We start from the raw sequence: 26,697 nt of genomic DNA on the forward strand, positions 1-26,697 counted from the left end.
TCTAACAAGAAAAATACTGCAATACAATAGCATGTATGCAGTAAAAATTAATAATTTATTTTGAAATATCTTTTACATATTCACTAGGATTCACCCCATATTTTTTTCTGAAAGCTGCTGCAAAATGACTCATATTACCATATCCAACAAGATTAGCTACATCACTAACACGGAATTTTTTCTCCTCTAAAAAAAGCTTAGCAAGTTCCAATCTTTTATCTAAAAGATATGTATACACGGGCATTCCGAACAATTCCTTAAATCCTTTTTTGAGTTTAAATTCATTAAGACAAACTTCCTTGGAAAGATAACTTAATGTAATTTTCTGAGTAATGCTGCTATCCAGTATGTCCTTTGCTTTATAAATACTTTTAACATCATCTTTAGATAAACTTATATTCTTTGAAATTCCTTTACTCTGATACATAACCTCATTTAAATATACAGCCACAAGTTCCATAAGTTTTCCTTCCATATATAAATATCTTAAGGATTCTTCATAAGGACATTTTAACATTTGATGTAAAATTGCATTAATAGAAGGTGTTATTTTTAAATTATCACACCATACTTTTTCTGAAAAATAATTATAAAAACCAGAGTCTTTACAAATTTTATCAATATTATCTTTCATTTTCTTCAAAGGCATTTTAATTTCAATCAATTTAACATCACACTTTGCAGGATAAATGCATCTTTTCACAGTTTCTTCACTAGTACCCATATAGCTTTCACCGGACAGCATCTCAAATCTTTTACCGGTTTGGGGTAACTCCCACTGTAGATCATCACCAAGACAAAAGAGCATATCTATGTGAGGCACTCCCGAAGTACCATTAAGTTCCACTTGTTTTAGCAAGTTCATATCAAATTCCATAATACGAGCATTTTCACAACTTAATAATTGTTTTAAATGTCCACTTCCTAGCTCTTGGGGAATTTGATAACTATATTGTCCACAGCCTTTATTGTAAATTTTATTAAAGCCATCACAAATGCAGCAATCATTAGCTTTTGAACTTTTTATTTCATATTGTTTAGCTGTACACAATTCCATCCCCATTACTCCCTTCTCAACTGCTATATCTAAATTTCTTTACTAGATAAAATATTAAAATAAAATTTTCTACTAATATTTTATCCAAGCAACTATGATACTGAAATTTATTTTCAATTATAGGTCCATAATGGTTATTTGTCAATCTCTAGTTTATATAAAATACTTCTAATATATTACACTTATATCTATAAGCTTTCACTACTTGATAGACTCTTTTATTTCCTTTAACATTTCAGTAGTAGATACTATACCACCTGATGATATATACCAAAGTTCTGGATTTAATGAAATAATCTTGTTATTTCTATATGCCTTTGTAGTTTTTATTAGATCATTTTCTAATATTTTATTCACTGACTTATGTCCCCCTTGAACAACAGCCCCTCTATCCACAACAAAGATATAATCTGGATTTTTTTCTACAACATATTCAAAGGATATCTTTTGACCATGAACTGCTGTGTCTATATGTTCATCTGAAAGTGGAAATCCAAGTTCTTCATGTATAATCCCAAATCTTGATCCTTTTCCATAAGCACTTAATGCTCCATCATTAGCTAAAATCACTAAAGCCTTTTTCCCACTTTCACTAGCCTTCTTGTTTATATCTTTTACTGAATCATCAAGTTTCTTAATTTCATCTTTTACAAAATCTTCTTTATCAAATACTTTCCCTAATTTCTCTAAATTACTTTTAACTGACTCCATATATTTCCCATTCTCTGTATTAAGCTGTATTGTAGGAGCTATTTTATTAAGTTCTTCATATACCTTAGACTGTCTTGCTGATATAAATATTACATCTGGCTTAATCTCATTTAACTTTTCAAAATTAGGTTCAAATAAAGTACCTACATCTACATACTTATCATCTTTATATTTTGATAAGTAGCTTGGTATATTTGACTTTGGAAGTCCTTTTATTTCTATTCCCATTTTATCCAAAGAATCTAAAGTACCATAATCAAAAACTACTACCTTTTTAGGATTCTTTTTTAAAGTTGCCTCTCCAAGCTTATGAGTAATCTTGATATCTACACTACTTGCTTCCTGTTTTTTATTTTCCTTAGGTTTAAAAAACAAAGCTCCACCCACAATAAATACTATCAAAATTCCTACTATTGTCCATACTTTTTTATTCATTTAATTCACCTCAATAATTTATTTTAATTATTAGTTCTAACTAATTAAGATAATATAATATATAGATAGCTAAATTAGAAATATATACAAATTCTTTGGTCCTCTATATCTTTTATATTAAAATCCATTTCATATATATTACTTAAAATATTTTTATCTATAATATCATGAGTATTGCCTTCACTTGCTACAACTCCATTTTTTAGAGCAACTATATAATCTGAATAGCAAGAGGCAAAGTTAATATCATGTATGACTAAAATAACTGTTTTATTTCGCTCCTTAACCAACCTCCTTAAAATTTTCATAATCTGCACTGAATGTTTCATATCTAAATTGTTTAAAGGCTCATCTAAAAGTATATATTCTGTGTTTTGAGCAACTATCATAGCTATATAAGCTCTTTGCCTTTGACCTCCACTTAGCTCATCTAAATATTTATTTTCTATATCCTTAAGTTCTAAATAGGCTATAGCATCATTAACATATTTTAAGTCCTCTGATGAAAGATTACCATTACAATAAGGAAACCTTCCAAAACTCACTAATTCTTTAATCGTTAACCTTATATTTGTATGATTGGATTGCTTTAATATAGATATTTTCTTTGCTAAGCTTTTATTATCCCATTTAGAAACTTCTGTCCCATCTATAAACACCTGTCCTACATCTTTAGTGATAAGACGGCTTATTATAGAAAGCAAAGTGCTCTTTCCTGCTCCATTAGGACCAATAAAAGAAGTTATTTTTCCTTTTTCTATATTTAAAGACACGTCATCTATAACTTTCTTATGTCCATATCTTTTTGTTACATTTTTTATTTCTATCATAGTTTACTCTCCTTTAACAGTAAATACATGAAATAGATTCCTCCAATGAAGTTTATTATTACGCTTAAGGTTGTACCAAAATTTAAAAATCTTTCAACAATAAATTGTCCTCCGACTAAAGCTATAATACTTATAAATACAGAACCTATAATTAAATACTTATGCTTATAGGTATTTATAAACTCATAGGTAAGATTTACAGAAAGTAACCCTAAAAAAGTTATAGGCCCTACTAATGCTGTAGATATAGATACTAATATTGAAACAACTATAAGCATTTTTTTAACAACTTTATCGTAGGAAACACCTAAATTTATTGCCTGCTCCCTTCCTAAAAGCATTACATCTAAAACTTTCACATAATCATATATATAGGCTATAACGAGTAAAATTACTATAATAGATATAAGGATAACATCAGTATTTACCTTATTAAAACTTGCAAACATCTTATCTTGAATTACTAAAAATGCATTAGGATCAATTATTGTCTGCATAAAAGCTGCTAAACTTTGAAATAGTGTTCCAAATATTAATCCTGTTAAAAGTAAAAAGAAAATATTTTTATCCTCTCTTTTAAATAAAAATTTGTATAAAATCATTGAAAACACCACCATAAGGCTGACGGATATAAGAAAATTAAAATTGCTACTCATAACAACCATACTATTAGCTCCAAAGATAAATACTACAAAAGTTTGTATAAACATATATAAGGAATCTAATCCTAATACACTAGGAGTTAATATTCTGTTGTTAGTTATAGTTTGAAATATCATTGAAGAAAAAGCTATGGAACCTGCAGTTAAAGATATAGCTAATACCTTTAGAAATCTCCTTGGCAGAACATAATCATAATTGCCTTTACTTATTCCTGTAAATATGAATAATACTATAAGAGCTATAGAAAAAACACCTAATAAAACTACTCGTCTTCTACACTTCATTGCCATTCCTCCTAAACAAGAGATAAAGGAATACTGTACTTCCTATAACCCCAACTACAAGTCCTATAGATATTTCATAAGGATAAATAATTAATCTACCTAGTATGTCACAGCCTAAGAGAAATACTGATCCAAGCAATGCTGTACTATAAAGACTATTTTTTAAATTATCTCCTTTATAAAGAGTAACTATATTAGGTACTATAAGACCTAAAAATGGTATTTTTCCTACAGTAATAACTACCAGTGAAGATATTAATGCTACTATTACAAGTCCTATATTTATGATTCTGTTATAATTAACCCCTAAATTCTTAGAGAAATCCTCTCCCATACCTGCTACTGTAAATTTATTAGCATAAATAAAAGCTATGACTACAATAGGTAGACTCAGGTATATAAGCTCATAATTTCCTTTAATAATTAAAGAAAAATCACCTTGAAGCCAAGAGGCAATACTTTGAATAAGATTATATTTATATGCAAAAAACGTAGTTATTGAATCTATTATATTCCCAAGCATTATACCTACAAGTGGTATAAATATAGAATTTTTAACTTTTATTTTCTTTAAAATTTTCATAAATAAGAATGTGCCTAATAAAGAAAATATGAAAGAAACTATCATTTTTTCAGTGAGAGTTGCGGAAGGAAATATCATTAAAGCAACCAAAATCCCAAGTTTTGCACTATCTACAGTTGAAGCTGTATCTGGTGATACGAATTTATTCCGACTTATTTGTTGCATGATAAGTCCTGCTATACTCATACTCCCTCCTACTACAATAATACTTATAAGTCTTGGAATTCTACTTATTAATAATACCTTAAGCTTTACATCATCTGAATTAAATATATCTACAAAGCTAATATCTTTTACTCCAATAAATATTGAACAAATAGATAGAATAATTAATGCTAAAATTAAATATCTCTTTTTCATTCTTCATCTCCTTTAGGAACATTCAAAAAAATCTTATGGTATAATTTTGCATTTTAACCTGCCTTATATGTAAACAACATTATATTTGACACCTCCAATGCTCATTGATATAATCATTCACATATATACTTGTTTTTGATATTCATTATCAATCACATTGTACAACCTTATTTATTGTTTAACTTTAATTATATTTAGATTTTTATAACTATATTTAGATAATTTTAAAGGAGTGAGATATACTTGTCTGATGCGAATAAACATATATGTTCTATTGCCGAAAAGTTCTTTTTATGTACAAATATCCCAATAAAGTCTTTTAGTTTCAAAGGCGACTTAATAAATTCCAGAGGATATAATTACATGTTTCAAGATTTATTTGATGATAATAACATCTATGAAAAATTAGATAAGGATTCTATGACTAAGAATGGCTACTACACTATAAGTACTAATGGTTTAAATAAAGTTAATTTTACAGCTTTTTATATTTGTCCTAAAACTGTTCATAAAGGTGTATATATCATAGGACCATATTCTTCATCTAAAGGAAATAACAAGGGTATACCCTATAAGCCTATTTGCTGTATTCCTCATTTGATTTCTCTTTTAAGAAATATAGCTTTAGATAGTAGGTACATTAAAGAAAAAGTTCTTACACGTAAAATGCCAAATAGTCTCCATATTAGAAAGGCTATGGATCTTTTAGATGCGAATTATAGTGATGATATATCCTTAGATGATATATCTCGACATTTAAAAATAAATAAATCTTATTTTTGTTCTATATTAAAAAAAGAAACGGGGAAAACTTTTTCCCAGCTTGTAAATGAAATTAGAATAGAAAAAAGTAAAGAGCTTCTAACAAAAAATGATTTATCTATATTAGAAATTGCTCTTTCTGTTGGATTTAATAATCAAAATTATTTTAGTTCAACCTTTAAAAAATTTAATAATAAAACTCCTATTGAATTTAGAAATGAGAACCTCATACTACAATAAAATATTGATTACATTTAAACAATACTTCCTCCTGTAAGATGAGAGTCAATAAGACATAAAAAACAATAGTGCAACACTTTGTTGCACTATTAAAGATAGATCCTTTATAAAATTATAGGACAAAATAATAAAAATATTTTTACAATAAACTTGAATCTAAAGAGTAGTTTTTATCTCTATAATAAACTTGGTTCCAACTCCAAGCTCACTTTCTACCCTAATATGCCCACCATGTGCTTCTACTAAAGTTTTTGTTATGGTAAGGCCAAGCCCTGTACCCCCTGTAGTTTTATTCCTTGACACATCACTTCTATAAAATCTTTCAAATATATGAGGTAAATCCTCCTTTGGAATCCCCTCTCCATTATCTTCAACCTTTATAAATATCTTATCCTCTTTCTTTGATAATGAAACCCTTACTAATCCATCTTCATTTAAATATTTATGTGAATTAGATAAAAGATTATGCATAATTTGCTTTAATTTATCCTTATCTATAAAACCATATACATCCTTCTCCAGTTTAGTAACTATTTTAAAGCCGCTTTTTTCATATAAGGGATTAAATGTTTCTACAACTTTTTCTATTTCCTTTGTAATATTTAGGTTAGTTTTATTTACAACTGTTTCGGCTTTTTCTAATTTAGAAATATTCCTTAAATTATTCACAAGATTTGTTAATCGCTCTAATTCCTCATAAAAAACCTGCAATCTTTCCTCTGTAGGCTCCCATATGCCATCTATTATTGCCTCAACATGAGTTTTTAAAGTCGTAATTGGAGTTCTTATTTCATGAGCCATATCTGAAGTCAATCTTTTACGAAGAGCCTCCTGTTGTTGTAGTGTTTCTGCTAAATAATTTATAGAATTTGATAATTCCTGAATTTCTGTTGTATTACTTTTTATATTAGACCTTATATTTAAATTGCCCATTCTCATTGTATTAGCTATTTCTTTTATTTTAACCAAAGGTTTTGAAAGTTGTTTTGATAAAATCCAGCTCAGTATAAGTCCTAAAATAAAGGTTATGACCATAGATACAATAAAGGAATGATTTAAAGTTCTTTTAAATGTTAATGCTCCATTGCTTAAATATGAAGTACCAAAATATCCAATAGTTATCTTTCCAAAAGTCACATTGTTCTTTTTAAGCCATTGTTCTTCTTCCTTATAATCCCCTAAATCTAAATTTTTCATTTTCCCCATCATATTACCCATTCTATGCCCCATCATAGAATTCATCATACTCCTATGTTTAAGATGGTCATCCCCAGAGGTAAATATCTTGCTACCCTTTTTATCTTTTATCTCTATATAAAGTTCATTTAAAACTGCATATCTTTTTATTTCATCATACTTTAGTGCTTGAAAGCCTTTATCTTCTTTATACATATCTTCAATTGCCACTATAATTTTGTTTATTTTATTTTTATGTTCTTGAACCAAATATTCATTAAATCTGTTATTTATCATATAATTAGATATGGAACTAGCAATTATTATTGAACCTATAACCGCAATTAAAAATCCTAAAGAAAGTTTTTTCTTTAAAGACATTTTCATTAATTTTTTCCTCCAAATCTGTACCCAACTCCATATACAGTAGTAATATAGTTAGGTGCTTTAGGATTATCTTCTATCTTTTGTCTTATATTTTTTATATAAGTATCTACAGTCCTATTAAAACTTTCATAATCATATCCAAAAGCTTGTTCAACTAACTGTTCTCTAGTAAAAACCTGTCCTGGATTAGTTAATAATGAAACCAGCACTTTAAACTCATAAGGTGTTAATGTAACCACTTTTCCCTTCTTTAATACTTTCATTTTTCTTATGTCAACTTCTAAGTCTCCATCATTAAGTATTAAATGCTCTGCCAATGGATACTTTCCTCTATATGCTCTTCTAATAAGAGCCTTTACTCTTGCCACAAGCTCCCTTACACTAAAAGGTTTTGTAAGATAATCATCTGCTCCTATAGAAAGACCTTCTAGCTTATCCTCTTCCTCTACCTTTGCTGTAAGCATAATAATTGGAACATTAGAAGATTCTCTTATCTTTGAACAGACCTCTTCGCCAGATAACTTTGGTAGCATTAAATCTAATATAACTAAATGAAATGATATTTCTTTAAATAACTTAATCGCTTCTTCACCATCCATTGCAGTTATCACTTCATAACCTTCTTTTTCTAGATAAGCTTTTACCACATCTAATATCCTTTCTTCATCATCTACAACTAATATTTTAAAGAGTTTCTTCATATCTTCTCTCCTAATCATCTATATTTAAATTCTATACCATTGCTATTATTGCTAATATTCTTAATGTTTATAAACTTAGTATATATCAGAACTCTTCAGCTTCAGAATTCTTATACTATGTACAAGAACTATCACACAATTTAATGAATTATTTAACTAAAAAATGATTCTTTTTAGCAAACAAAATATTAATTAACTCTTACCTTTATTATATCAAAATAGCTAGAGAATAACCTCTAGCTATTTAAGTATATAATTTTACTATTTAGACATTATATTTTTTCTTTTTAAATATTCTTCTTCGCTAATTTCTCCTGTAGCATATTTTTCATTAAGTATTTTTATAGCATTATTATTATTAACCATATGACTCTTAAATAGCTTTACTACTGCATATATTATACCTATAATTATTAAAAGTTTAAATATCATAGGTACAATCATCCATGTTGACCATCCACCTGTAAAGGCTGATCTACCAAATCCACATCTAAACATTTTTTCTTATCCTCCTATAATATATTTATAATATCTTATAGAAAACATTCTTGTTTTCCATTAATATTATTAATCTAATTTTTAATTATATTTTTTATCCTTGTGTATGTATTTATTATAAGATTAAATTATGGAGCAATTATGAAGTATTTAATAGTGTATTAGTAATATTTCGTTTTGATAAAGGAGTACAATGTTATTCTTACAATTCGTAAAGATTTTCTAACAAATAATCTATTCATTAAAGATATGAGTACTAAAGACTACATTAAACATTAGAATATAAATCAACTAAATAATACAAAATATCTCAGAAATTTTAAAAGCCCTATGATTTCTTATGAATCATAGGGCTCTCAACATCAATAGATACCCATATAATAGCTAGTTAACTATATATAAATAGTTTCATTATTCCTCAGGTTTATTTAGTTCAGCTAACTTTATATTGTCAATTTTATTATTTTCACTATTACAACAACTTGATTTCTTATTTCCACCAAACATCATTGGTATCATTGCAATCATCATTATTGGACATAAAAATGGCACCATCTTTGCAATTATACCACTAGCACTAGGACTAATTCTTGATATAAGTGGTAAAAGTCCTACAACAACTATAGGTAATCCACAGCAAATAACCATATGCAACATATGCTTTAATGGACTATGCTTATGAGTTCCATGTTTCCCTTTGTTATCTCCATGACAATTCATACTTGTCCCTCCAATATATTTAACTTAATTTAAAAAGCATTTGTACTATAGATAAATTGTATATTATTTATATGAAGAATATATGTAGAAACCTAAAATGTTAAAATAATATTGGTATACTACAATGATAATTTCTGCAACAAGAATATAATAATATAATTTAGATTTATTTTTTCAACAACTCCGGTACCACTAATAAGGCGTATATATCACTTATAATTATATTATTTACTTTCTAATTAATTTTCTTCATATAATCAACATATATTTCTTATATACTCTTATTTATAATAAAAGTTTAGTTTCTAAAGATACAAGTTTACTATTAGTATTTTACTTAATAAAATAAAAATCGTCTAAGCTTTTATTATAATAAATAAAGTATAAATTTGCTTTATCTTATAAGTACATATTAGGAGGAATTCTATGAGTATTAAAAAAGAAAGAATTAAAGTATATGATATGACATGTACCTCTTGTGAAAATCGAGTTGAAAAAGCTATTAAAAAATTAAAGGGAGTATTACATACAAAAGCTTCTTATACAAAACAGTTTGTTGAAGTTTTATATGATGATAAATTATGCAACCAAACTAAAATTAAATCCACTATAAAAAATGCTGGATACAGCACACAAAGTTCTAATGATTATAAATTTATGGGAATTCTTATAATAGCTACAGTTATTATACTCTTAAGCTTAAAGACTAGTGGTTTTGATATGGAAGAAAAGCTAAGTAATGCTTCCTATATGATTCTTTTCGTAGTAGGAATTCTAACATCAATTCACTGTGTGGGTATGTGTGGTGGAATTATGCTTTCACAAAGTTTATCTAGTGAAAGTAATAATAAGTTCGAAGCTATGAAACCAGCAGTTTTATACAATTTAGGAAGAGTTATATCTTACACTCTACTTGGTGGGATAATTGGTGCCCTGGGTTCAGTATTTTCACTTTCTATTACTACAAAAGCAGCCCTGCAAATATTTGCTGGTATATTTATGATTATGATGGGTTTTAATATGGCTGGATTTAATATATTTAGAAAATTCCATATTAAGTTACCTCACTTTGCATGTAAAGTTAAAAACAAATCTGGATCTCCATTTATTGTTGGTCTTTTAAATGGATTTATGCCCTGTGGACCTCTTCAAACTATGCAGCTTTTTGCTCTAGGTACAGGAAGTGCAGTAAAAGGGGCTTTATCAATGTTTATGTTTTCTTTAGGAACAGTACCACTTATGCTAACCTTTGGTGCATTATCAGGTCTTTTAAGTAAAGGTCATACTAAAAAGTTGCTTAAATTTAGTGGAGTCCTTATTATAGTTCTTGGGTTTATAATGGGTAACAGAGGTCTTACTCTTGCTGGTATAAATATTAATCCTATGAAAGCTCTGGCTAGCAATACTAGAAGTTCAGATGATTTTTCTAATACAAATGTTGCTAAAGCAACTTTAGAAAATGGCGTTCAAATTATTAAAATGACTGCTAATAACAATGGTTACACACCTAATGCTTTTTATGTGCAAAAGGGAATACCTGTTAAGTGGATAATTAATGGAGAACAACTTAATTCATGTAATAATGCCCTTATAGCTCAATCTATAATGGAAAAAGAATTTAAAATAAAAAAAGGAGAGAATATTATAGAGTTTACCCCTGGTGACAAAGATATAAATTTTAGCTGTTGGATGGGAATGATAAGTGGTGTAATTAAAGTTGTAGATAACCTTGATGCCGTAGATACATCAAAAACTGATCCATCATTACCTCCTGCGAGCACAGGTCCTAGCTGCTGTGCTGTACCAGTAGATGAATCTTCCCAATCAGAGCAATCTAGCATCTATGGCAACAATATGGCTCTAGTGCCAACTGAAAAGTTAATTAATAAAGCTCTGCCATCTGGTGAATACCAAAGTGCAACGTTTAAAGGTATTGGTTCTGAATTACAGCCATTAATAGCTGTTACAGGTAATAGTTCAAAAACTAAATTAACTTTTAATTTAAATGATTTCGATAATGCTGAAGGTAAATATATAATCTTAGATTTAGAAACTCGTAATGAAGTCTTTTCATTTACCGGAAAAAAAGGTGTAAATGAAGTAGAGTTTAGTCCTAAAAAAACTGGTAGTTATGGAATATTAAAAGATAATGTAATTTTAGGGATAATTGAAGTGGTTGATGATTTAGAGTCTGCTGATATTGAAAAAATACGAGAAAAACATCTTGAGTAAACAAGAATATTTTTTAAATAAAAAAGAGAAGTGTTTAATATCATACTTCTCTTTTTATCTATCTACCTTACTATACTATGGCTGTCTTAATTTATCATATAACTAAAATTATTAATAATAATAGTAAAAAATTATTTGTTATTGCTTATTAATTATACTATTAAAAAATAAAAAACAGGCTATGTCAAAATATTTTAATCATTTTGACACAGCCCTTTAGTGTGGAACATGAATGCAAATTTAAGAAATTCTATTCATAAAAATAGCTATTAACCAATTATAAGGATGGATTATTGATTAATTTACTATGTTTATATTATATTATGAAGCTATGTAGAACATATGAAGAAATTAAATATGATAATAAAAATAAAAAAAAGTAATAACTCTTCATAAAATATAACATAAACTAATAAAATAAAAGTAATTTTTTAGGAGAATTAGCTAATGGTTATTACACCTGATCTTTCTGATTTAAAGTATAAGGAGATAAAGGGAATTAAGTACTTTGAACTTGTGGCAGAAGAGGTAGAAAGAGAAATACTTCCTGGATTATTTATTAAAGCTTGGGGATACAATGGAACTACACCAGGACCCACTATTAAAGTTCATCCAGGAGACTATGTCAATTTTAGAGTGTATAATAATTTATCCGAACCAACTAGTATTCACTGGCATGGTTTAGACGTACCTAATATTATGGATGGGGTACCAGATGTACAACCTTCCCCCAAAGTTGAACCGGGAAAATATTTTGATTACAGATTTAAAATAATTAATCCACCAGGAACACATATGTATCATACTCATCATATTAGTCACAAACAACAAATGATGGGATTAGAAGGAGGATTAATAGTATTAGATCCATATTCACAAGTAGATAAAGACTATTTTATTATGCTTCAAGAATTTAAAGTAGAAGGACTAGAGATGGGAGAAGTAAAAAAAGGTAAGTATGGCATTGATCCACTTTCACATGATTTTAACTTTTTCACCATGAATGGAAGATGTTTCCCTTTTGTTACTCCACTAGAAGTTAGCTGCGGGCAAACAGTGAGAATAAGATTAGGAAATACTATGGAAAATGGACATCCAATTCATATTCATGGCCATCAACTTTATGTATCAGCTTCAGATGGAAACATAATTCACCCATTCAATAGAATAAAAAAGAGTACAATTCATGTATCATCAGGAGAAACTTACGATGTAGAGTTTTTTGCTAATAATCCCGGTATATGGCCCTTCCATTGTCACATACCACACCACATGTCCAACAATATGACAGACCCAACAGGAGGTATGTTTACAACTATTGTTTATAAATAATTTAGTATACTAGAAATTTAAAATTATTACTTAAAATAAAGGTACTGTCCTAAAAGAGTATAAGTGTAAATCTAAATATGCAAGATTCTATTTATAGTAGTAATATTTAAAAAAATAAAACTTTAAAATATTTAGAAATTTGAAACGGAGTCTTATTCAGACTCCGTATTATCTCATATACTAAATTTAATAAATTATAGTCATCAACTTCAAAAATAAAAATAACTAATCACTTACTTCTACTTTTGATTTAGAAATAACATAAATAACTACTATTCCTAGTACAATATGTGAAAGAAAATTAACTATAAAACTACTTATACTTCCTTCGAATTAAGATTTTCCTTGCTCCATCATAGTTTTAATCTCTTGCTGTAACTGAGAAATATTTTTCATTTTTGAATCTCTTAATTGAGTAAAAAGCTGACGTACTTCTGGATTACTAATCTCCATCATATATTTATTATACATAGACTGTAGCATCATTTCATCTTGTAGAGAATCATGTAAAAAGTCCATATTATTCATATAATATCACTCCTCTTTAATATAGATAACACATCTAAATATAGTTACACCTTAAATTTAAACAATTGAAAACTTTGACATAGTTTGTGATAATGTATTATAGTTATTACGTGATCCTTGCTCCATTCCTTTTAAGATTTGCTTTAACTTTGGATCATTAATTTGTTCTGAAACATTGGCATATTTTTTTGCCATACCTTCTTCATGAAATTGCATTTCTTTAAAGGCATTATTCATTATTTCTTGTTCAGTAAGCATTTTTATAACCTCCTTATTTTTCAGTGATAACAGAATAGTATAATTCTCCGGTCGAATCAATCAATGCAGCATAAACATCTTTTACATCTATAATACCTTTTTTAAGTAATTCATTCTTAAGCCACTTTTCATCATATCCTAATGCTTTCAAATTTTTTTCTACAATTCTCCCTTCATTTATAAGGAGAGTTGGAAGTCCACCACCTATAGTTTGAATATTTAAATCCTTTGGAGTTACAGGCTGATAATCTGATTTTTTTAAAACACTTACATGGCCACTGGTTTCTAAAACTGCAGCTTCCACCTCATTAATATTAGGAACATCTATACTCCGCATATCAGCCAGTAGCAATTCTAATGGCAAAAAAGCTTTTGCCATGTTAGGCTTGAGGATCTTCCCACTTGATATTAATGGTATTGATTTTCCTAAAACAACTTTTGCAAAAGTTCTATTTTTTACAGCAATATAAGATATAAGATAATGAAGAATGTATATTACAACAATTACAACAACAGTATTAATAAAACTTATTTTAGCCTCAAATAAAGGGGCTGCTGTTATTCCACCCATCATCCAGAAAAATGCAAAGTCGTAGCCTGCAAACTGACCACCAGCTCTGTGTGGCAAAACTTTACCTTCTACAAATAACAAAAATCCAACTACGATACTGCGTAAAGCAAATACAAAGGGACTGATTTCTTCAACAGTTCCAAAAATCTCTTTTAATAGTTCCATTATCATTCCTTCTTTACTATATACTTATATAAACAGTTCCATCTGATTCAAGTGTAGCTAGAAATATATCTTTTGAATTGGTGATACCCTTCTCTTTTAATTTTGTAATTAGCCAATCCTGATTTAACCCCATAGCATGAAGATTTTTTTCATCTATTTTTCCATCATAAATAATAATTGTAGGTACTCCTACTATTTTAGGTGGTAAGTTCATATGTTTTCTTGTAAGTGGTAACGATTCAGGTTTTTTAATAACACTTATTTTCCCATATGGCTCCAATACAATAGAATCAATTTCTGATAGATTATGAGCTCCTTTTAGTCTTAATTGTCCTAGCAGATTATCCAGTGTTACATGACAATCAAGCATATTTTGCTTTAGTATTATTCCGTCTTTCATAAGAATTGTTGGTTTTCGATCGATTATATTAGGCCATTTTATATCTAGATAAGATAAAAATATATTTACAAAGGCATAAACAAAAATAATTACTATCCCAGACGTAAGTGAAGATTGTGGATTTAACATTCTAATAGCAGCTAAACTCACAATTCCAGCAGCTACCAAATAATTATGTCCTGATAAAATCCCTACTTGTCGGTGACCCATCAAACGAGTTGCAATAATTAATGCAATATAAAGTATAATAGCTCTTAAAGCTAAAGCAAATACTGATAAATTTTTACTTCCTTCCATAAATGAATTCCAATCCAAAGTAATTCCTCCTAAATTGTTATCATTTTAAAATTTTCTTTTAATATTAGTCATAATAAATCCACTTTTAGGCAATGTAGGTATTTTTATTAGACTATAGCTTAAATCCTGCTTTGGAACCTGAAACTCAATCTTATTAACAAGAAAATCTAAGCTTCCTTTCATAATTTCCATGGTAATCCCCTCTCCTGGACAACGGTGTGTCTTGACAGGATCACCTCCACCTTGAGGAATAAAATCAAATAAGCTTCCTTTCCATTCTTTAAACCTCTCTGGATAAAATTCATTAGGTTTTTCCCATATCTGTGAATCATGATTTGTACCGTACATATCGAGTAACACTAGCATTCCTTTTTTAAATTCACACTCATTCAATATAAAATCCTTTCGCACTCTTGCACCAAGAAAAGGAGCGAAAGGATAGTATCGTCGAACTTCCTGTGCAAACATTTCAAGATAGCTATCGCCACCTGAAATTAATTTTTCTTTACATTCTGGATGTTTATATAAAGCTAAAGCTGCAAAAGTAATGAAGGTTGAAATAGCAACAATAGGACGCAGTACATTAATAAGTTCTATGGCTGCCATTGAGGTATCCATTTGATTGCCATCAAGATCCTTATGAAAAGCCATGGCATATAGTGGTGAATCTTCTTCTGCATCCAACTTACCAGAACGAACATCTTTGATTGTCCCTGTTATCCACTTTTCCGCTCTGGATCTAGCCATTTTTCCTTTCCAATACTGTGGTCCAACTGCCCCTAAAGCATTAACCATTAAATTAAAATCCTCTGCCCGATTTTTTATTTCTGATTTATGTAATGGAACTCCTGCCCAATGACATGATATCTGGCATAAAATTTCCTTTGCCTCATTAAAAAGTACAATCTCCTTCTTATCTTCCCATTTATCAATAGAAGATTTCCATTTCTCCATTACAAGTTCAGCTAATATCTTTTGAGATACTGGAGTCATTAGTGACATAAAAAGGTGCTTTCTATGAGTATGTTCTTCATCATCCATAGTCTGGATTGCATTTTCGCCAAACAATGTTTTTTGTACCCGCTTAGGTGCTGCACCATTTCGTTGAAACAGTTCCTCCTTGTAAAACAACTTTGCAGCTTCCTTACCAGTCATGCATATTACCTTTTGTCCAAATAAATGAGTTTCAAACAAATTAGACTGATACCTGTCGGCCCTGTTTTTGATAAATAAATACCCCTCCTGTAACAAAGCGAAAGTGTTGTCAATGCCTTTATCCTTTGGAATATGTTCCTCTATTAACATACACTTATCTTCTCCTTCTTTTCTTATTGTAAAATTAACATATACTATATCAATTAGTAAAATGTATCTTTTTTATACATAAGAATAGGTACTTCAACAAAAATAAAAATAGCAATCTTCTTATTTTTTATTTTTGCAAAGTCTTCACACTTAATAAAACCTATTTCATATTTTACATTCCCCACCATACTAAGAAATTATTCACAGTGTGAATATTGCTGAGATAATAAACTTTCTTCAATTATCTTATCCCAGGCTGTGCAAGTAATGCCTTCTATATTAAGATTCTTTTCTCACTTTTTCTCTACTTACTCTTATTATCAGTTTTTCTATTATTATTTGACTTATTTAAATCACAACAATCAAGCTTATTATTACCAAAAGATTTACCATTTTCCTGTTCTAATTTTTGTAGAAATTTTTTTAAAAACTTGAACACATTAAACTTCCTCCCGTAGCTTATTTCTGAATAATATTTTCCAAAATATCTATTACTCCTCTATTTTGTCCACTAATAAATGATTTAATTGCAATTATCCTTCAATCTATCAGAGGTATCTTGTAAACAAATAAAAATTTATTACGTTTCTATTTCGTATACTTTATATATTTTGTTTACCTACAAAAATATAATACCTAAATCTTATTTCTTCATGATACTTCTAAAAAATGTTGATTTAAGCAATATACTTGTACAAAATAAATTATAAATATAGATATTGATATAAAAATCATTAAATCAAATATTGAAGTTCCTAATCTCATTTTATTTTTTATAAAAAACCATGCCTATATATATTTTAGCTATCTACATTTTTATGAAAATAAATTTTAAAGGTAGTTCCTTCACCTTCTTCACTTTCAAGATCTATACTTGCATAATGGAGCTGCAATATATTTTTTACAATAGTTAAACCTATACCATTTCCTTCAAATTGGTGTCTACTCTTGTCTCCCCTATAAAGTCTCTCAAATATAAAAGGCAAATCTTCCTTCTTAATTCCTACACCATTATCCTTAACTTCTACAACAATTTTTTTATCACTTTTATATATTTTAATTAGTACCTCTCCGCCATCTTCTGTAAATTTAAGAGCATTAGAAAGTAAATTTATAAATACTTGTTTTAATCTATCTCTATCTCCAGTTATACTATAATCCTCATGATTTTCCATATGGTATTGCAGTTTAATATTCTTGTTTTCCGCTATTGCATAAAAATCGCTACATATATCTGCAATTAATTCATCTAAGAATATTTTTTTAAAATTAAGCTTAATACTCTCAGATTCAAACTCTTTTAATACATTTAAGTTATTTAATAATCTACCAAATCTAACTACTTCTTCATTCAAACAATTTAATCTTTCTTCTGTAACAGGTAAAACCCCATCTATCATTGCCTCTAGGTTATTTTGCAATACATTTAGTGGTGTTCTAATTTCATGAGATATGTCAGAAACTAATCTTCTTCTTAGAGAATCTTGATACTTTAATTTTTCAGCTAGTATATTAACACTTTCTCTTAAATTCTCTAGCTCTTCAATATTACTTTCAACACTTGATTTCCCATCGAAATCTCCTTTCGATAAATTTACAGACAAATTAGCAACCTCCTTAATTGGAATTGAGAATTGTTTGGAAAAGTAAAGACTTATGGTAATTATAATAGCAAGAGTTAGAATTCCACTAGCAACAATACTTTTATTTATAGATGTTTTAAAACTTATATCTTCTTCAGATAATAGTAAAGAGGAATACTGTCCGATCCCCACATATCCAACTACTTTATCTTCTGATTTAATTTCAAAAGTCTTAGTATTATAAACACCTCTATCTTTTACAGGCATTGTATTTAATCTTATATCCTCTGGGTTCATACCCCATATAGTTTTTTTATTAATATCTAAAAGTGTTAAACAATAATTTCCCATATGAGCTTCATGCATCAACTCAACGCCAGAATTTTTATTCCACTTTCCTTGTGCTTTATATATTTCTTCAAAGTAAGATACTATTCTTTGGTATCTTTTATCTTGGACATCCATCATATATGCATCAAATTTGTTATTTATAGTTGAATTTACAAACAATGTAACAAGCAATATTCCTGCTACTGAGCAAATAACAAATAAAATACTTAATCTTTTTCTTATTGTATGCACTTAATTCTCACCACCAAATTTATAGCCTACCTTCATAACTGTAACAATATATTTAGGATTCTTAGTATCTTCTTCTATCTTCTTACGAATATTTTTTATATGAACATCAATAGTTCTATCATACCCATTAAAATCAATACCAAATATTTTATCTATGAGTTGTTCTCTTGATAACACTTTTCCCTTGTTTGAAACAAGGGCATACAGTATATCAAACTCATTTGGAGTAATTGAAACTTCTTTTCCATTAACTTTTACAACCCTCTTATCATAATCAATGCTTAACTTTCCGTCATCAAAAATTAAATTTGAAGTACTATTATCTGCACTTAACCTTCTAAAAAGAGCGTTGACCCTCGCTGTAAGTTCTCTAGGACTAAATGGCTTAATCAAATATTCATCTGCACCAATATTTAAGCCCTCTATTCTATCATTTAAAGCTCCTTTTGCTGTTAACATAAAAATATGCACATCTGAACTTTGTCGTATTATTTTACACACTTCTTCCCCACTGATATCCGGCAGCATTAAATCTAGAATTATTAATTGTATATCAATTGATTTAAATATTTCTATGCCTTCTAATCCTTTTGTAGTGCAATATACTTTATATCCTTCTTTCTCTAGATAAGCTTTTAAAACCTCAGAAACTCTTTTTTCGTCTTCAATTATTAAAATGCTACTCATATATTTCACCTCTTATCTAACATAATTCTTATCTTAAAATTATACTAAACTTATTAATTTACTGTTTATTTTAAAGAGATTATATCAATTTAATTTGAAGATAATATGAAGGTTTATCCTAATATATTTAAAATAGTTGTTTTCTATTAATATAATTGAAAATAAAAAATAGTAGCCCTACTACTGTAAGTAAAAAGCTACTAATTTTTATTATAAAAAATTACATATATCCATTTTTCTTATCTCTTGCTTCATCTTTAATTTCTTCTCTCATACCATCAAGTGCTTCTCTTCTTCTTTGGTTTTTTTCTATTAGAGTTTTTTTCGTTTTTTCATCATCTGTTTTTGCAATCATTTCATCTGCAAGCTCACAGTTTTGAATAGTCTTAGTAATATTATATTGAATTTTATCTACATTATCTCTTCTATCATCTGGTTTATTTTTCATGACATCTATCTCCTTTATTTTATTGTACTTATTTTTTATTATGGCTAGAAATATATTTTGTTATGCAATAATATTAATAAGCTTCATCTAATCTATTTATTAATAAACTTTCTTTTTTATCTTCAATTCTAACTTTCTTTGGCTGAATAGCTTGTCCATTTTTCAGATTTTGTTATGATATTTACATATTATATATTGCTATCTTTATCTGCTGAGCCCTCTATAAAACATAAAGTTCTAATAATAATTATTATAAAAATAAAACTATTAAATTTTCTTTGTAAAATAGCATCTTTTTTATTTATTAATCATTACTTGCTTGTAAATATTCCTCTAAAGTAATACCCTTATTCATAATTTCTGTAGCCGCCTCTATCCCTACAAACCTTATATGCCAAGGCTCAAAATTATAACCAGTAATATTTTCTTTTTCCTTTGGATATCTAATTATAAATCCATACTTATAACAATTTTCTTTAAGCCATTTATATGCTCTAGTATTAACAAAATTTTCATCTAAGTTAGTATACTCAGTTGAAACTACATCCATAGCTAAACCTGTTTGATGCTCACTTGTTCCTGGGTGTGCAACATACTTATCCGCATGTTGTTGTCCATTTCTATAAATCGAATTATTATAAACGTTTACCTGATAATTATAGCTTCTATATCCTGATACCCCTAATAATATTATGTTCTCATTTTTAGCTTCCTGGAAAAGATTTTCTAAAGCTTCACTAGCCACTCTCCTTAGTCTTCTTATTTGAAAATTTCTATTCCCTAAAAATCTTATATTAGGCACAATAAGATCATGAGGTAGATAACTTTCATCTAGTTTATTATCTCTATTTACTAATACTAAACTTTGTTTTGAAATTTGTTGTTTATTATTCTTACTATTAGTTTCTTTTTTTTTAATAGTTTGTTGTTTATTATTTTCACTAACAGCTTGTGCTCTTTTAGATTCTATACTTCTGTTATATTTATTTGATAATATCTGTATAGTACATAAAATTATAACTATGCTTATTATAAAATTAACTCTTCTTAATATTAGTTTTTTCTGTCTTCTATTTCTCATGTATATCCCCCTATGACCTAATTAATTTTATCAGAGAAAAGTTTTTAAAATTTTTATTACTTGTTTCATAGTTGTTAAACTTTCTAATATAGCAAGAAAGATTGCATTATTAGTAAACTTAAACTAATTAGCAACCTTCAAAAATTTAATCTTCAAATCTATAACAAACCTTATATACACTTTTTCAAAATAAATATCTTTGATGTGAATTTAGCAAGTAACTCCATTAAGATCTAATGTTACTAGATTTTATTCTTATTTAATTTTAAAATTACTGCTTAAACAAAAATAAAACAAAGAAAAAAGATGAAGTTCTTATAAAATTATAACATAAAATCATAAAAAAATTTCTAAATAATCAAATGAATGGATATTAACAATTTGTAAATACAAATTGTTTTTCTTAAAATAATCATCTGCAATCATATGAATATGATATAATTACCATTAGTTAAATTAACATAATGATAAAGTAAAAAACAATATAATTTAAATAAGACCTAAAGGAGGACTAGCTATGAATTTTAAGGAGATAACAATATCGGATATAAAAAAACTTGCAGATATGTATGTTGCTACATTTAATTCTCCACCTTGGAATGATGAGTGGACAATTGAAACTGCCTCAAAACGCTTATATCAAATGGTAAACTGTGAATCTTCCTATGGACTTGTAGCATATGAAGATAAATTAATTTGTGGAATGATTTTAGGCAGTGAAGAACAGTACTATAATGGTATAATGTTCAATATTAAAGAATTTTGTGTAAGAAATGATGTACGTAGCAAAGGTCTTGGTACAAAAATTTTTCAAGAATTTGAAAATCGCTTAAAAGGTAAGGGAATAACTGAAATTATTTTACTTACATCAAAAGATGATAGTACAGAAGGATTTTATAGGAAAAGAGGCTTACAATCATATGATGAAATGGTTTTGATGGGTAAACAGATTTGATTACATAGCCTAAATTATACATCAATCAAAACATAAGAATCATCATAAATTGAAATCCCACTATTTCTCTTTAGTGATTCTTATTGTTTTGTTTTTGTTGAAATATATAAAATTTCTGATGAATTTAAGCCAGCATAGAAAACTTCCTCTACATTATAAATAAAATCATAAAATGTTATATTTGATATTAATTTTCTTCCCATTATTCTTCCTAAGAATAATATATGTAAAAATGCTCCTAAGAATTATTTCTATAATTTTTCCTGTCATAGTATACCCCCATGACAATATTTCCCTACTTATATATTCACCTTCCCCTTAAAAATATCCATTTCATATTTTTAGGTTCTCTTATATAACTGCTAGACAACTATGCTCAATTTGAATAAAATTATATTAAATTCATCATCACTATTATTACTTAGGGAAAATAAAAAAAAGAATCTATTTTTCAAGTGTTTAGAAAATAGATTCTTTTATATTTTTTATTTTGATTTAGTAGGTTTACATGAACTGTGACAGTCACAACAATTTCCGCTACAACAATTTCCACTTTTCTTATCTTTATAAACTTTGTGTCCAACAAGAACAAATGATCCTATTACTAATGTACCAATTATAAATGTAGCCATAATTATTATCTCCTTACGCGCTATGCGCTAATATTTTCTGTCCTATCACCTTTTATATTAGTTGAGTTAGAGAAATCTTTTTGTGGTCTAAATAACATATATAAGAACCATGCTAATAATACTAAAGCAACTAATGTTCCAATTCCAAACCCTTTTCCTGTGAAAAGTAATCCTAATTGGTAAAATGTAAGTGCTACTCCATAGGCTAATGCAGTTTGATATCCAACAGCTATCCAAGTCCATTTAGCATTACCCATTTCACGTTTAATTGCACCAATTGCTGCAAAGCATGGAGCACATAATAAATTAAATATTAGGAATGAGTATGCAGATAATTGTGTAAATGATCCGTGTAGAGTCTTCCAAATTTCTACACCATCTTCTGCTACCTCTCCAGCACCATATAAAATACCAAATGTACCAACTACATTTTCTTTTGCAATTAATCCTGTAATAGTGGCTACTGCTGCTTTCCACTCTCCCCATCCTAATGGATTAAATATAGGAGCTATTACTTTACCCATTGAAGCTAACATTGAATCTGGAGTTTCTACCATTGCTAATGACCAATTGAAACTCTTTAAGAACCATATTAATCCACAAGCAAGGAATATTATAGTACCTGCTTTTTTAACAAAGGATTTCGCTCTATCCCACATATGGATAAGTACGCCTTTTACACCAGGCACATGATATTTTGGTAATTCCATAACAAATGGAGCAGGCTCACCTGCAAAAGCTTTTGTTTTCTTTAAAATTATTCCAGAACATATAATAGCTCCGATTCCAATAAAATATGCTGAAGGTGCTACCCAAGCTGCCCCTGGGAATAATGCTCCTGCAATTAAAGCTATTATTGGGAGTTTTGCAGAACAAGGCATAAATGTAGTAGTAATAATAGTCATCTTTCTATCTGATTCATTTTCAATAGTTCTTGATGCCATAATTCCTGGAACTCCACAACCTGTTCCTATAAGCATAGGAATAAATGACTTACCTGAAAGACCAAACTTACGGAATATTCTATCCATTATGAAAGCTATACGTGACATATAACCACAATCTTCTAAAATCGCAAGACATAAAAATAATACCATCATTTGTGGTAAGAATCCAAGTACAGCTCCTACACCAGCAATAATACCATCATTTATTAAAGAAACTAACCAATCAGCAGTTCCTATAGATGTAAGGAATCCTTCTACTGCTGGAGGTATAATATCACCAAATAAAACATCATTTACCCAGTCTGTAGCTCCAGTACCTATTGTTGAGATAGATAAATAATAAACTAGGTACATAATAGCTGCAAATATAGGTAGTCCTAAAACTCTATTAGTAACTATTTTATCTATTTTATCAGAAGTAGTTAACTTAGATTTGTTTTTCTTAACTACACATTTAGTAATTATTTTACTTATGTAATTATAACGTTCATTAGTTATGATACTTTCGCCATCATCGTCCAATTTATCTTCAAAATTAGCTACAATTGTTCCAACTTTATCTTTTGAAGATTTTGAAATATTTCCTTGTTCAATTGCTTTTTCATCATTTTCAAATAATTTTATAGCAAACCAACGTAAATGTTCTTTATTAACTTGATTATAAATTTCATTCTCAATATCAGACAACACTTTTTCCACATCATTTGAGAAAGCATGCTCAATTACATTTTCTTTATGTGATTTAGCTAATTCTATTGCTTTATTAATTAATTCTTTACATCCATCACCCTTTAAAGCAGATGTTTCAACTACAGTGCACCCCATAGATTTACCTAACTTGTCCTTATCTATGATATCTCCATTTTTTCTAACAATGTCCATCATATTTAGGGCTATTATAACAGGAATTCCAAGCTCCATTACTTGAGTTGATAAATATAAATTTCTTTCAAGGTTTGTACCATCTACTATATTTATAATAACCTCTGGTTTTTCTCCAATAAGATAGTTTCTTGTTATAACTTCTTCTAAAGTATATGGTGAAAGTGAATATATTCCAGGTAAATCTATTACTTTTACATCTTTGTGCTGTTTTAATTTACCTTCTTTTTTTTCTACAGTTACTCCAGGCCAGTTACCTACATACTGTGAACTACCAGTTAAATAATTGAACATTGTAGTTTTACCACAATTGGGGTTTCCTACAAGAGCAATTCTTATATTTTCCATTTAATCCCCTCCTAAAAGGTATATATTTTATTTTTTTACTTTACTTCTATCATTTCCGCATCGGCTTTACGAAGTGTTAATTCGTAATTTCTAATATTTACTTCTATTGGATCTCCTAAAGGTGCCAATTTACGAACAAAAATTTCAACCCCTTTAGTTATTCCCATATCCATAATTCTTCTTTTTACAACTCCTTTTCCATGGAGCTTTACTACAGTTACTTTTTTACCACACTCAACATCTTTTAATGTCATCATAAATAATTTCTCCCTTCTAAATAATAATTCTATTAGCCATACTTTTACCAATAGCTATTCTTGAATCTTTTACATTTATTATCATGTTTCCTGATATTTCTGATATGACAGTAACGCTTTCTCCTTCTACAAAACCCAGCTTTGCAAGAAACTGCCGAACGTTATCTCGACCCGTTATTTTCTTTATTTGATTTACTTCACCTTCTCTTGCCATCGCTAATGTCATGACAATCACCTCCCATTAAGATAGTTACTCATGGCTAATCTTTTTAGTATGTATATTTTCATAAAACATCATCTCTTGAAAAGTTAATGTATTAAATTATCACCTGAAGTGTTATAATTTGAAGTTTTCTTTTATGTTAGCCTAAGCTAACGCCCGTACAAAATAAATAAGTTAGCAATACTAACTCCAATGCAATGATATTATATCACCATTGATGTATTATTTCAATAGGTATTGAAAATCTTTATCAAAATAATCCTAATCCATTCATTTCTTTAAATGAATTTATAAATTTCATAAGGTATTTGTATGAATACATTTCCTCTAACATTTAATTTTTTTAAAAAAGTAGAATCTCTATTATTTAAAGATTCTACTTCATTATGTCTTTTAGCACAAAAGCTTACTAAGCCTTTTCCCAATTAATATCTTGGTTTTTCTTTTTGAGCATAGTTGAAAACATAACTCCCATATGTATTTATAATTCTTTCAATATCCATTAGCTCACCTCATTTCTATGATTTTTAATAAAATTATAAATCCATTTTGTAATTTATTTCCAATTAGCAGAATTTTTTAATGCAATTTCTATTAATTTACTCATTGGCAGGGATATACTTTTATTTTTATGATACACAAGTTGAGTTCTAAACTTATCAAATGGTTCTTTTACTTCTATTGTCTTAATACTTCCTTCCTTTATCTCATTTTTAACTGCATAAAAAGGCAAAAGTGAAATGCCTAGACCATTCATTACACACTTTTTAGTAGCTTCTATACTTGAAAATTCTAAAGGATTTACATATTTTATTTTTTTCTGTTTTAGATACTTTTCAAAAGCTATTCTAAAACTACATCCTTTTTCACTAAATATGATACTTTCTCTTGCCATTCCACCTTTATAATTTGTTGATAAAAATTCTAAGTCTGCATCTGGTGCACCAACAATAACCATATTTTCATCTTTTAAATTTTTAATAATTAAATATCTATCCATAATCTCAGGTTCAATAGTAAAGATAATATCTAACTCTCCACTATGCAATTTATTTCTTAAATCACTACAAATTGAATTCTTTAAAATGATATTCACCTTTGGAAACTTCTTTTTGTATTCTTTTAAAATTTTCCCTAAACGATATATAGATAGCGATTCCCCTGCTCCAATAATTAAATCACCACATATCTCTCTTTTTTCTGATGTTATATTTTTAATTTCTTTATATACTTGTAACATCTGTTTAGCATATGGAACCAATTCTTTACCTACATTAGTTAAAACAATTTTTTTACCTAAACGATCAAATAAAACTTCTCCTAATTCATTTTCTAAAATTTGAATATGAGCTGTTATAGTGGATTGAGCATATCCTAAATAATCTGCTGCTTTTGTAAATCCTTCAAGTTCAACTATAGTTATAAATGTCTGCAAATGCCTAATCTCCATTAATCTCACTCCTCGATGCTTTAAACATATAGACATTATAATATCATATATTTCGATTATTCACTTCATTTATTTCAATTTTACTGATGATATATATGGGATTATACTTAAGAAAAGCAAATATGAA

30 protein-coding genes are annotated in these 26,697 nt (G+C 28.2%); 4 read left to right on the forward strand and 26 right to left on the reverse strand.

The genetic code is table 11. The features are described from left to right. Positions 1 to 55 precede the first annotated feature (55 nt). The 5 genes from ACYUDJ_RS05290 to ACYUDJ_RS05310 all read right to left on the reverse strand — a co-directional run bounded on the left by ACYUDJ_RS05290 (position 56) and on the right by ACYUDJ_RS05310 (position 4,923). Positions 56 to 1,057, reverse strand: coding sequence for a helix-turn-helix domain-containing protein (locus ACYUDJ_RS05290; protein ID WP_042386392.1), 1,002 nt, complete (start codon positions 1,055 to 1,057; stop codon positions 56 to 58). A 201-nt stretch (positions 1,058 to 1,258) separates the two neighbouring features. Next, positions 1,259 to 2,203: a siderophore ABC transporter substrate-binding protein gene (locus ACYUDJ_RS05295; RefSeq protein WP_043031720.1), complete on the reverse strand. Its 945-nt coding sequence runs from the start codon at positions 2,201 to 2,203 to the stop codon at positions 1,259 to 1,261. Between the two features lie 74 nt (positions 2,204 to 2,277). Then, positions 2,278 to 3,033, reverse strand: coding sequence for an iron ABC transporter ATP-binding protein (locus ACYUDJ_RS05300; RefSeq protein WP_003489437.1), 756 nt, complete (start codon positions 3,031 to 3,033; stop codon positions 2,278 to 2,280). Beyond that, complete coding sequence (locus tag ACYUDJ_RS05305) at positions 3,030 to 3,980, reverse strand: iron chelate uptake ABC transporter family permease subunit (protein ID WP_042386390.1); 951 nt, start codon at positions 3,978 to 3,980, stop codon at positions 3,030 to 3,032. The genes ACYUDJ_RS05300 and ACYUDJ_RS05305 overlap by 4 nt, the downstream gene beginning before the upstream one ends. Further along, a complete protein-coding gene (locus ACYUDJ_RS05310) occupies positions 3,970 to 4,923 on the reverse strand; it encodes an ABC transporter permease (protein ID WP_003489433.1) in 954 nt (317 codons plus the stop codon). Before ACYUDJ_RS05310 ends, ACYUDJ_RS05305 begins: the two co-directional genes overlap by 11 nt. Positions 4,924 to 5,166: 243 nt before the next feature. Here ACYUDJ_RS05310 and ACYUDJ_RS05315 point away from each other — a divergent pair, with 243 nt between their 5' ends. After that, positions 5,167 to 5,925, forward strand: coding sequence for a helix-turn-helix domain-containing protein (locus ACYUDJ_RS05315; RefSeq protein ID WP_043031719.1), 759 nt, complete (start codon positions 5,167 to 5,169; stop codon positions 5,923 to 5,925). A gap of 156 nt (positions 5,926 to 6,081) precedes the next feature. Here the strand turns inward: ACYUDJ_RS05315 and ACYUDJ_RS05320 are convergent, their stop codons facing one another. The 4 genes from ACYUDJ_RS05320 to ACYUDJ_RS05335 form a co-directional block, all read right to left on the reverse strand. Continuing rightward, a complete protein-coding gene (locus ACYUDJ_RS05320; RefSeq protein WP_043031718.1) occupies positions 6,082 to 7,488 on the reverse strand; it encodes a sensor histidine kinase in 1,407 nt (468 codons plus the stop codon). Further along, the gene (locus ACYUDJ_RS05325) at positions 7,488 to 8,189 is read right to left on the reverse strand and encodes a response regulator transcription factor (RefSeq protein WP_043031717.1); all 702 of its coding nucleotides are present in this window, start codon (positions 8,187 to 8,189) and stop codon (positions 7,488 to 7,490) included. Before ACYUDJ_RS05325 ends, ACYUDJ_RS05320 begins: the two co-directional genes overlap by 1 nt. Before the next feature lie 261 nt (positions 8,190 to 8,450). Further along, the gene (locus ACYUDJ_RS05330; protein WP_003491496.1) at positions 8,451 to 8,687 is read right to left on the reverse strand and encodes an SHOCT domain-containing protein; all 237 of its coding nucleotides are present in this window, start codon (positions 8,685 to 8,687) and stop codon (positions 8,451 to 8,453) included. A gap of 411 nt (positions 8,688 to 9,098) precedes the next feature. Next, positions 9,099 to 9,407, reverse strand: coding sequence for a hypothetical protein (locus ACYUDJ_RS05335; protein ID WP_043031716.1), 309 nt, complete (start codon positions 9,405 to 9,407; stop codon positions 9,099 to 9,101). Between the two features lie 426 nt (positions 9,408 to 9,833). Between ACYUDJ_RS05335 and ACYUDJ_RS05340 the strand changes: the two genes are divergently transcribed. Both ACYUDJ_RS05340 and ACYUDJ_RS05345 read left to right on the forward strand, forming a co-directional pair. Next, the gene (locus ACYUDJ_RS05340; RefSeq protein ID WP_003489423.1) at positions 9,834 to 11,639 is read left to right on the forward strand and encodes an urease accessory protein UreH domain-containing protein; all 1,806 of its coding nucleotides are present in this window, start codon (positions 9,834 to 9,836) and stop codon (positions 11,637 to 11,639) included. A gap of 447 nt (positions 11,640 to 12,086) precedes the next feature. Next, the gene (locus ACYUDJ_RS05345) at positions 12,087 to 12,971 is read left to right on the forward strand and encodes a multicopper oxidase family protein (protein ID WP_003489421.1); all 885 of its coding nucleotides are present in this window, start codon (positions 12,087 to 12,089) and stop codon (positions 12,969 to 12,971) included. A 333-nt stretch (positions 12,972 to 13,304) separates the two neighbouring features. Here the strand turns inward: ACYUDJ_RS05345 and ACYUDJ_RS05350 are convergent, their stop codons facing one another. From ACYUDJ_RS05350 to ACYUDJ_RS05395, 10 genes are all read right to left on the reverse strand, one after another. After that, the gene (locus tag ACYUDJ_RS05350) at positions 13,305 to 13,499 is read right to left on the reverse strand and encodes a spore coat protein (RefSeq protein ID WP_003489418.1); all 195 of its coding nucleotides are present in this window, start codon (positions 13,497 to 13,499) and stop codon (positions 13,305 to 13,307) included. A 57-nt stretch (positions 13,500 to 13,556) separates the two neighbouring features. Beyond that, complete coding sequence (locus ACYUDJ_RS05355; RefSeq protein ID WP_003489416.1) at positions 13,557 to 13,757, reverse strand: hypothetical protein; 201 nt, start codon at positions 13,755 to 13,757, stop codon at positions 13,557 to 13,559. Between the two features lie 13 nt (positions 13,758 to 13,770). Beyond that, on the reverse strand, positions 13,771 to 14,499 hold the full coding sequence (locus ACYUDJ_RS05360; RefSeq protein WP_242867294.1) for a DUF421 domain-containing protein: 729 nt from the start codon (positions 14,497 to 14,499) through the stop codon (positions 13,771 to 13,773). A 10-nt stretch (positions 14,500 to 14,509) separates the two neighbouring features. Further along, the gene (locus ACYUDJ_RS05365; RefSeq protein WP_242651520.1) at positions 14,510 to 15,208 is read right to left on the reverse strand and encodes a DUF421 domain-containing protein; all 699 of its coding nucleotides are present in this window, start codon (positions 15,206 to 15,208) and stop codon (positions 14,510 to 14,512) included. A gap of 27 nt (positions 15,209 to 15,235) precedes the next feature. Beyond that, positions 15,236 to 16,495 carry a cytochrome P450 gene (locus tag ACYUDJ_RS05370; protein WP_043031712.1) on the reverse strand — a complete coding sequence of 420 codons (1,260 nt, stop codon included), beginning with the start codon at positions 16,493 to 16,495 and terminating at the stop codon, positions 15,236 to 15,238. A 304-nt stretch (positions 16,496 to 16,799) separates the two neighbouring features. Then, positions 16,800 to 16,934, reverse strand: coding sequence for an LDCC motif putative metal-binding protein (locus ACYUDJ_RS05375; protein ID WP_003360996.1), 135 nt, complete (start codon positions 16,932 to 16,934; stop codon positions 16,800 to 16,802). A gap of 361 nt (positions 16,935 to 17,295) precedes the next feature. After that, positions 17,296 to 18,660: a sensor histidine kinase gene (locus ACYUDJ_RS05380; RefSeq protein ID WP_003489407.1), complete on the reverse strand. Its 1,365-nt coding sequence runs from the start codon at positions 18,658 to 18,660 to the stop codon at positions 17,296 to 17,298. Beyond that, the gene (locus ACYUDJ_RS05385; protein ID WP_003489405.1) at positions 18,661 to 19,347 is read right to left on the reverse strand and encodes a response regulator transcription factor; all 687 of its coding nucleotides are present in this window, start codon (positions 19,345 to 19,347) and stop codon (positions 18,661 to 18,663) included. It abuts the gene before it with no gap. 220 nt (positions 19,348 to 19,567) lie between these two features. Beyond that, positions 19,568 to 19,795, reverse strand: a complete 228-nt coding sequence (gene tlp / locus ACYUDJ_RS05390) for a small acid-soluble spore protein Tlp (protein WP_003360992.1) — start codon at positions 19,793 to 19,795, stop codon at positions 19,568 to 19,570. A 304-nt stretch (positions 19,796 to 20,099) separates the two neighbouring features. Beyond that, entirely contained in the window at positions 20,100 to 20,876 is a 777-nt protein-coding gene (locus ACYUDJ_RS05395) for a M15 family metallopeptidase (RefSeq protein WP_003489402.1), read from the reverse strand. A gap of 517 nt (positions 20,877 to 21,393) precedes the next feature. Between ACYUDJ_RS05395 and ACYUDJ_RS05400 the strand changes: the two genes are divergently transcribed. Continuing rightward, the gene (locus ACYUDJ_RS05400; protein WP_003489400.1) at positions 21,394 to 21,831 is read left to right on the forward strand and encodes a GNAT family N-acetyltransferase; all 438 of its coding nucleotides are present in this window, start codon (positions 21,394 to 21,396) and stop codon (positions 21,829 to 21,831) included. Positions 21,832 to 21,911: 80 nt separating this feature from the next. On the opposite strand, the gene ACYUDJ_RS05405 is transcribed toward ACYUDJ_RS05400, so the two are convergent. The 7 genes from ACYUDJ_RS05405 to ACYUDJ_RS05435 all read right to left on the reverse strand — a co-directional run bounded on the left by ACYUDJ_RS05405 (position 21,912) and on the right by ACYUDJ_RS05435 (position 26,570). Beyond that, positions 21,912 to 22,034, reverse strand: a complete 123-nt coding sequence (locus ACYUDJ_RS05405; protein WP_003489398.1) for a hypothetical protein — start codon at positions 22,032 to 22,034, stop codon at positions 21,912 to 21,914. Between the two features lie 282 nt (positions 22,035 to 22,316). Further along, positions 22,317 to 22,463: a FeoB-associated Cys-rich membrane protein gene (locus ACYUDJ_RS05410; RefSeq protein ID WP_003489396.1), complete on the reverse strand. Its 147-nt coding sequence runs from the start codon at positions 22,461 to 22,463 to the stop codon at positions 22,317 to 22,319. A gap of 20 nt (positions 22,464 to 22,483) precedes the next feature. Further along, positions 22,484 to 24,640: a ferrous iron transport protein B gene (gene feoB, locus ACYUDJ_RS05415; RefSeq protein ID WP_003489395.1), complete on the reverse strand. Its 2,157-nt coding sequence runs from the start codon at positions 24,638 to 24,640 to the stop codon at positions 22,484 to 22,486. A gap of 35 nt (positions 24,641 to 24,675) precedes the next feature. Beyond that, on the reverse strand, positions 24,676 to 24,897 hold the full coding sequence (locus tag ACYUDJ_RS05420; protein WP_003489392.1) for a FeoA family protein: 222 nt from the start codon (positions 24,895 to 24,897) through the stop codon (positions 24,676 to 24,678). A 16-nt stretch (positions 24,898 to 24,913) separates the two neighbouring features. Further along, the gene (locus ACYUDJ_RS05425; protein WP_003489390.1) at positions 24,914 to 25,123 is read right to left on the reverse strand and encodes a FeoA family protein; all 210 of its coding nucleotides are present in this window, start codon (positions 25,121 to 25,123) and stop codon (positions 24,914 to 24,916) included. A gap of 275 nt (positions 25,124 to 25,398) precedes the next feature. Beyond that, the gene (locus tag ACYUDJ_RS05430; RefSeq protein WP_003489388.1) at positions 25,399 to 25,545 is read right to left on the reverse strand and encodes a hypothetical protein; all 147 of its coding nucleotides are present in this window, start codon (positions 25,543 to 25,545) and stop codon (positions 25,399 to 25,401) included. A 131-nt stretch (positions 25,546 to 25,676) separates the two neighbouring features. Next, positions 25,677 to 26,570 (reverse strand): LysR family transcriptional regulator, encoded by an 894-nt coding sequence (locus ACYUDJ_RS05435; protein ID WP_003489386.1) that lies wholly within the window; start codon positions 26,568 to 26,570, stop codon positions 25,677 to 25,679. Positions 26,571 to 26,697 lie beyond the last annotated feature (127 nt).

The organism is Clostridium sp. CTA-6 (genome assembly GCF_054768115.1).

Excerpts from the sequence above, each read along its gene's own strand:
- ACYUDJ_RS05290 (WP_042386392.1), bottom strand. The coding sequence starts at position 1,057 with ATGGAATTGTGTACAGCTAAACAATATGAAATAAAAAGTTCAAAAGCT.
- ACYUDJ_RS05295 (WP_043031720.1), bottom strand. The coding sequence starts at position 2,203 with ATGAATAAAAAAGTATGGACAATAGTAGGAATTTTGATAGTATTTATT.
- ACYUDJ_RS05300 (WP_003489437.1), bottom strand. The coding sequence starts at position 3,033 with ATGATAGAAATAAAAAATGTAACAAAAAGATATGGACATAAGAAAGTT.
- ACYUDJ_RS05305 (WP_042386390.1), bottom strand. The coding sequence starts at position 3,980 with ATGAAGTGTAGAAGACGAGTAGTTTTATTAGGTGTTTTTTCTATAGCT.
- ACYUDJ_RS05310 (WP_003489433.1), bottom strand. The coding sequence starts at position 4,923 with ATGAAAAAGAGATATTTAATTTTAGCATTAATTATTCTATCTATTTGT.
- ACYUDJ_RS05320 (WP_043031718.1), bottom strand. The coding sequence starts at position 7,488 with ATGAAAATGTCTTTAAAGAAAAAACTTTCTTTAGGATTTTTAATTGCG.
- ACYUDJ_RS05325 (WP_043031717.1), bottom strand. The coding sequence starts at position 8,189 with ATGAAGAAACTCTTTAAAATATTAGTTGTAGATGATGAAGAAAGGATA.
- ACYUDJ_RS05330 (WP_003491496.1), bottom strand. The coding sequence starts at position 8,687 with ATGTTTAGATGTGGATTTGGTAGATCAGCCTTTACAGGTGGATGGTCA.
- ACYUDJ_RS05335 (WP_043031716.1), bottom strand. The coding sequence starts at position 9,407 with ATGAATTGTCATGGAGATAACAAAGGGAAACATGGAACTCATAAGCAT.
- ACYUDJ_RS05340 (WP_003489423.1), top strand. The coding sequence starts at position 9,834 with ATGAGTATTAAAAAAGAAAGAATTAAAGTATATGATATGACATGTACC.
- ACYUDJ_RS05345 (WP_003489421.1), top strand. The coding sequence starts at position 12,087 with ATGGTTATTACACCTGATCTTTCTGATTTAAAGTATAAGGAGATAAAG.
- ACYUDJ_RS05350 (WP_003489418.1), bottom strand. The coding sequence starts at position 13,499 with ATGAATAATATGGACTTTTTACATGATTCTCTACAAGATGAAATGATG.
- ACYUDJ_RS05355 (WP_003489416.1), bottom strand. The coding sequence starts at position 13,757 with ATGCTTACTGAACAAGAAATAATGAATAATGCCTTTAAAGAAATGCAA.
- ACYUDJ_RS05360 (WP_242867294.1), bottom strand. The coding sequence starts at position 14,499 with ATGATAATGGAACTATTAAAAGAGATTTTTGGAACTGTTGAAGAAATC.
- ACYUDJ_RS05370 (WP_043031712.1), bottom strand. The coding sequence starts at position 16,495 with ATGTTAATAGAGGAACATATTCCAAAGGATAAAGGCATTGACAACACT.
- ACYUDJ_RS05385 (WP_003489405.1), bottom strand. The coding sequence starts at position 19,347 with ATGAGTAGCATTTTAATAATTGAAGACGAAAAAAGAGTTTCTGAGGTT.
- tlp (WP_003360992.1), bottom strand. The coding sequence starts at position 19,795 with ATGAAAAATAAACCAGATGATAGAAGAGATAATGTAGATAAAATTCAA.
- ACYUDJ_RS05395 (WP_003489402.1), bottom strand. The coding sequence starts at position 20,876 with ATGAGAAATAGAAGACAGAAAAAACTAATATTAAGAAGAGTTAATTTT.
- ACYUDJ_RS05400 (WP_003489400.1), top strand. The coding sequence starts at position 21,394 with ATGAATTTTAAGGAGATAACAATATCGGATATAAAAAAACTTGCAGAT.
- ACYUDJ_RS05405 (WP_003489398.1), bottom strand. The coding sequence starts at position 22,034 with ATGGGAAGAAAATTAATATCAAATATAACATTTTATGATTTTATTTAT.
- ACYUDJ_RS05410 (WP_003489396.1), bottom strand. The coding sequence starts at position 22,463 with ATGGCTACATTTATAATTGGTACATTAGTAATAGGATCATTTGTTCTT.
- feoB (WP_003489395.1), bottom strand. The coding sequence starts at position 24,640 with ATGGAAAATATAAGAATTGCTCTTGTAGGAAACCCCAATTGTGGTAAA.
- ACYUDJ_RS05420 (WP_003489392.1), bottom strand. The coding sequence starts at position 24,897 with ATGATGACATTAAAAGATGTTGAGTGTGGTAAAAAAGTAACTGTAGTA.
- ACYUDJ_RS05425 (WP_003489390.1), bottom strand. The coding sequence starts at position 25,123 with ATGACATTAGCGATGGCAAGAGAAGGTGAAGTAAATCAAATAAAGAAA.
- ACYUDJ_RS05435 (WP_003489386.1), bottom strand. The coding sequence starts at position 26,570 with ATGGAGATTAGGCATTTGCAGACATTTATAACTATAGTTGAACTTGAA.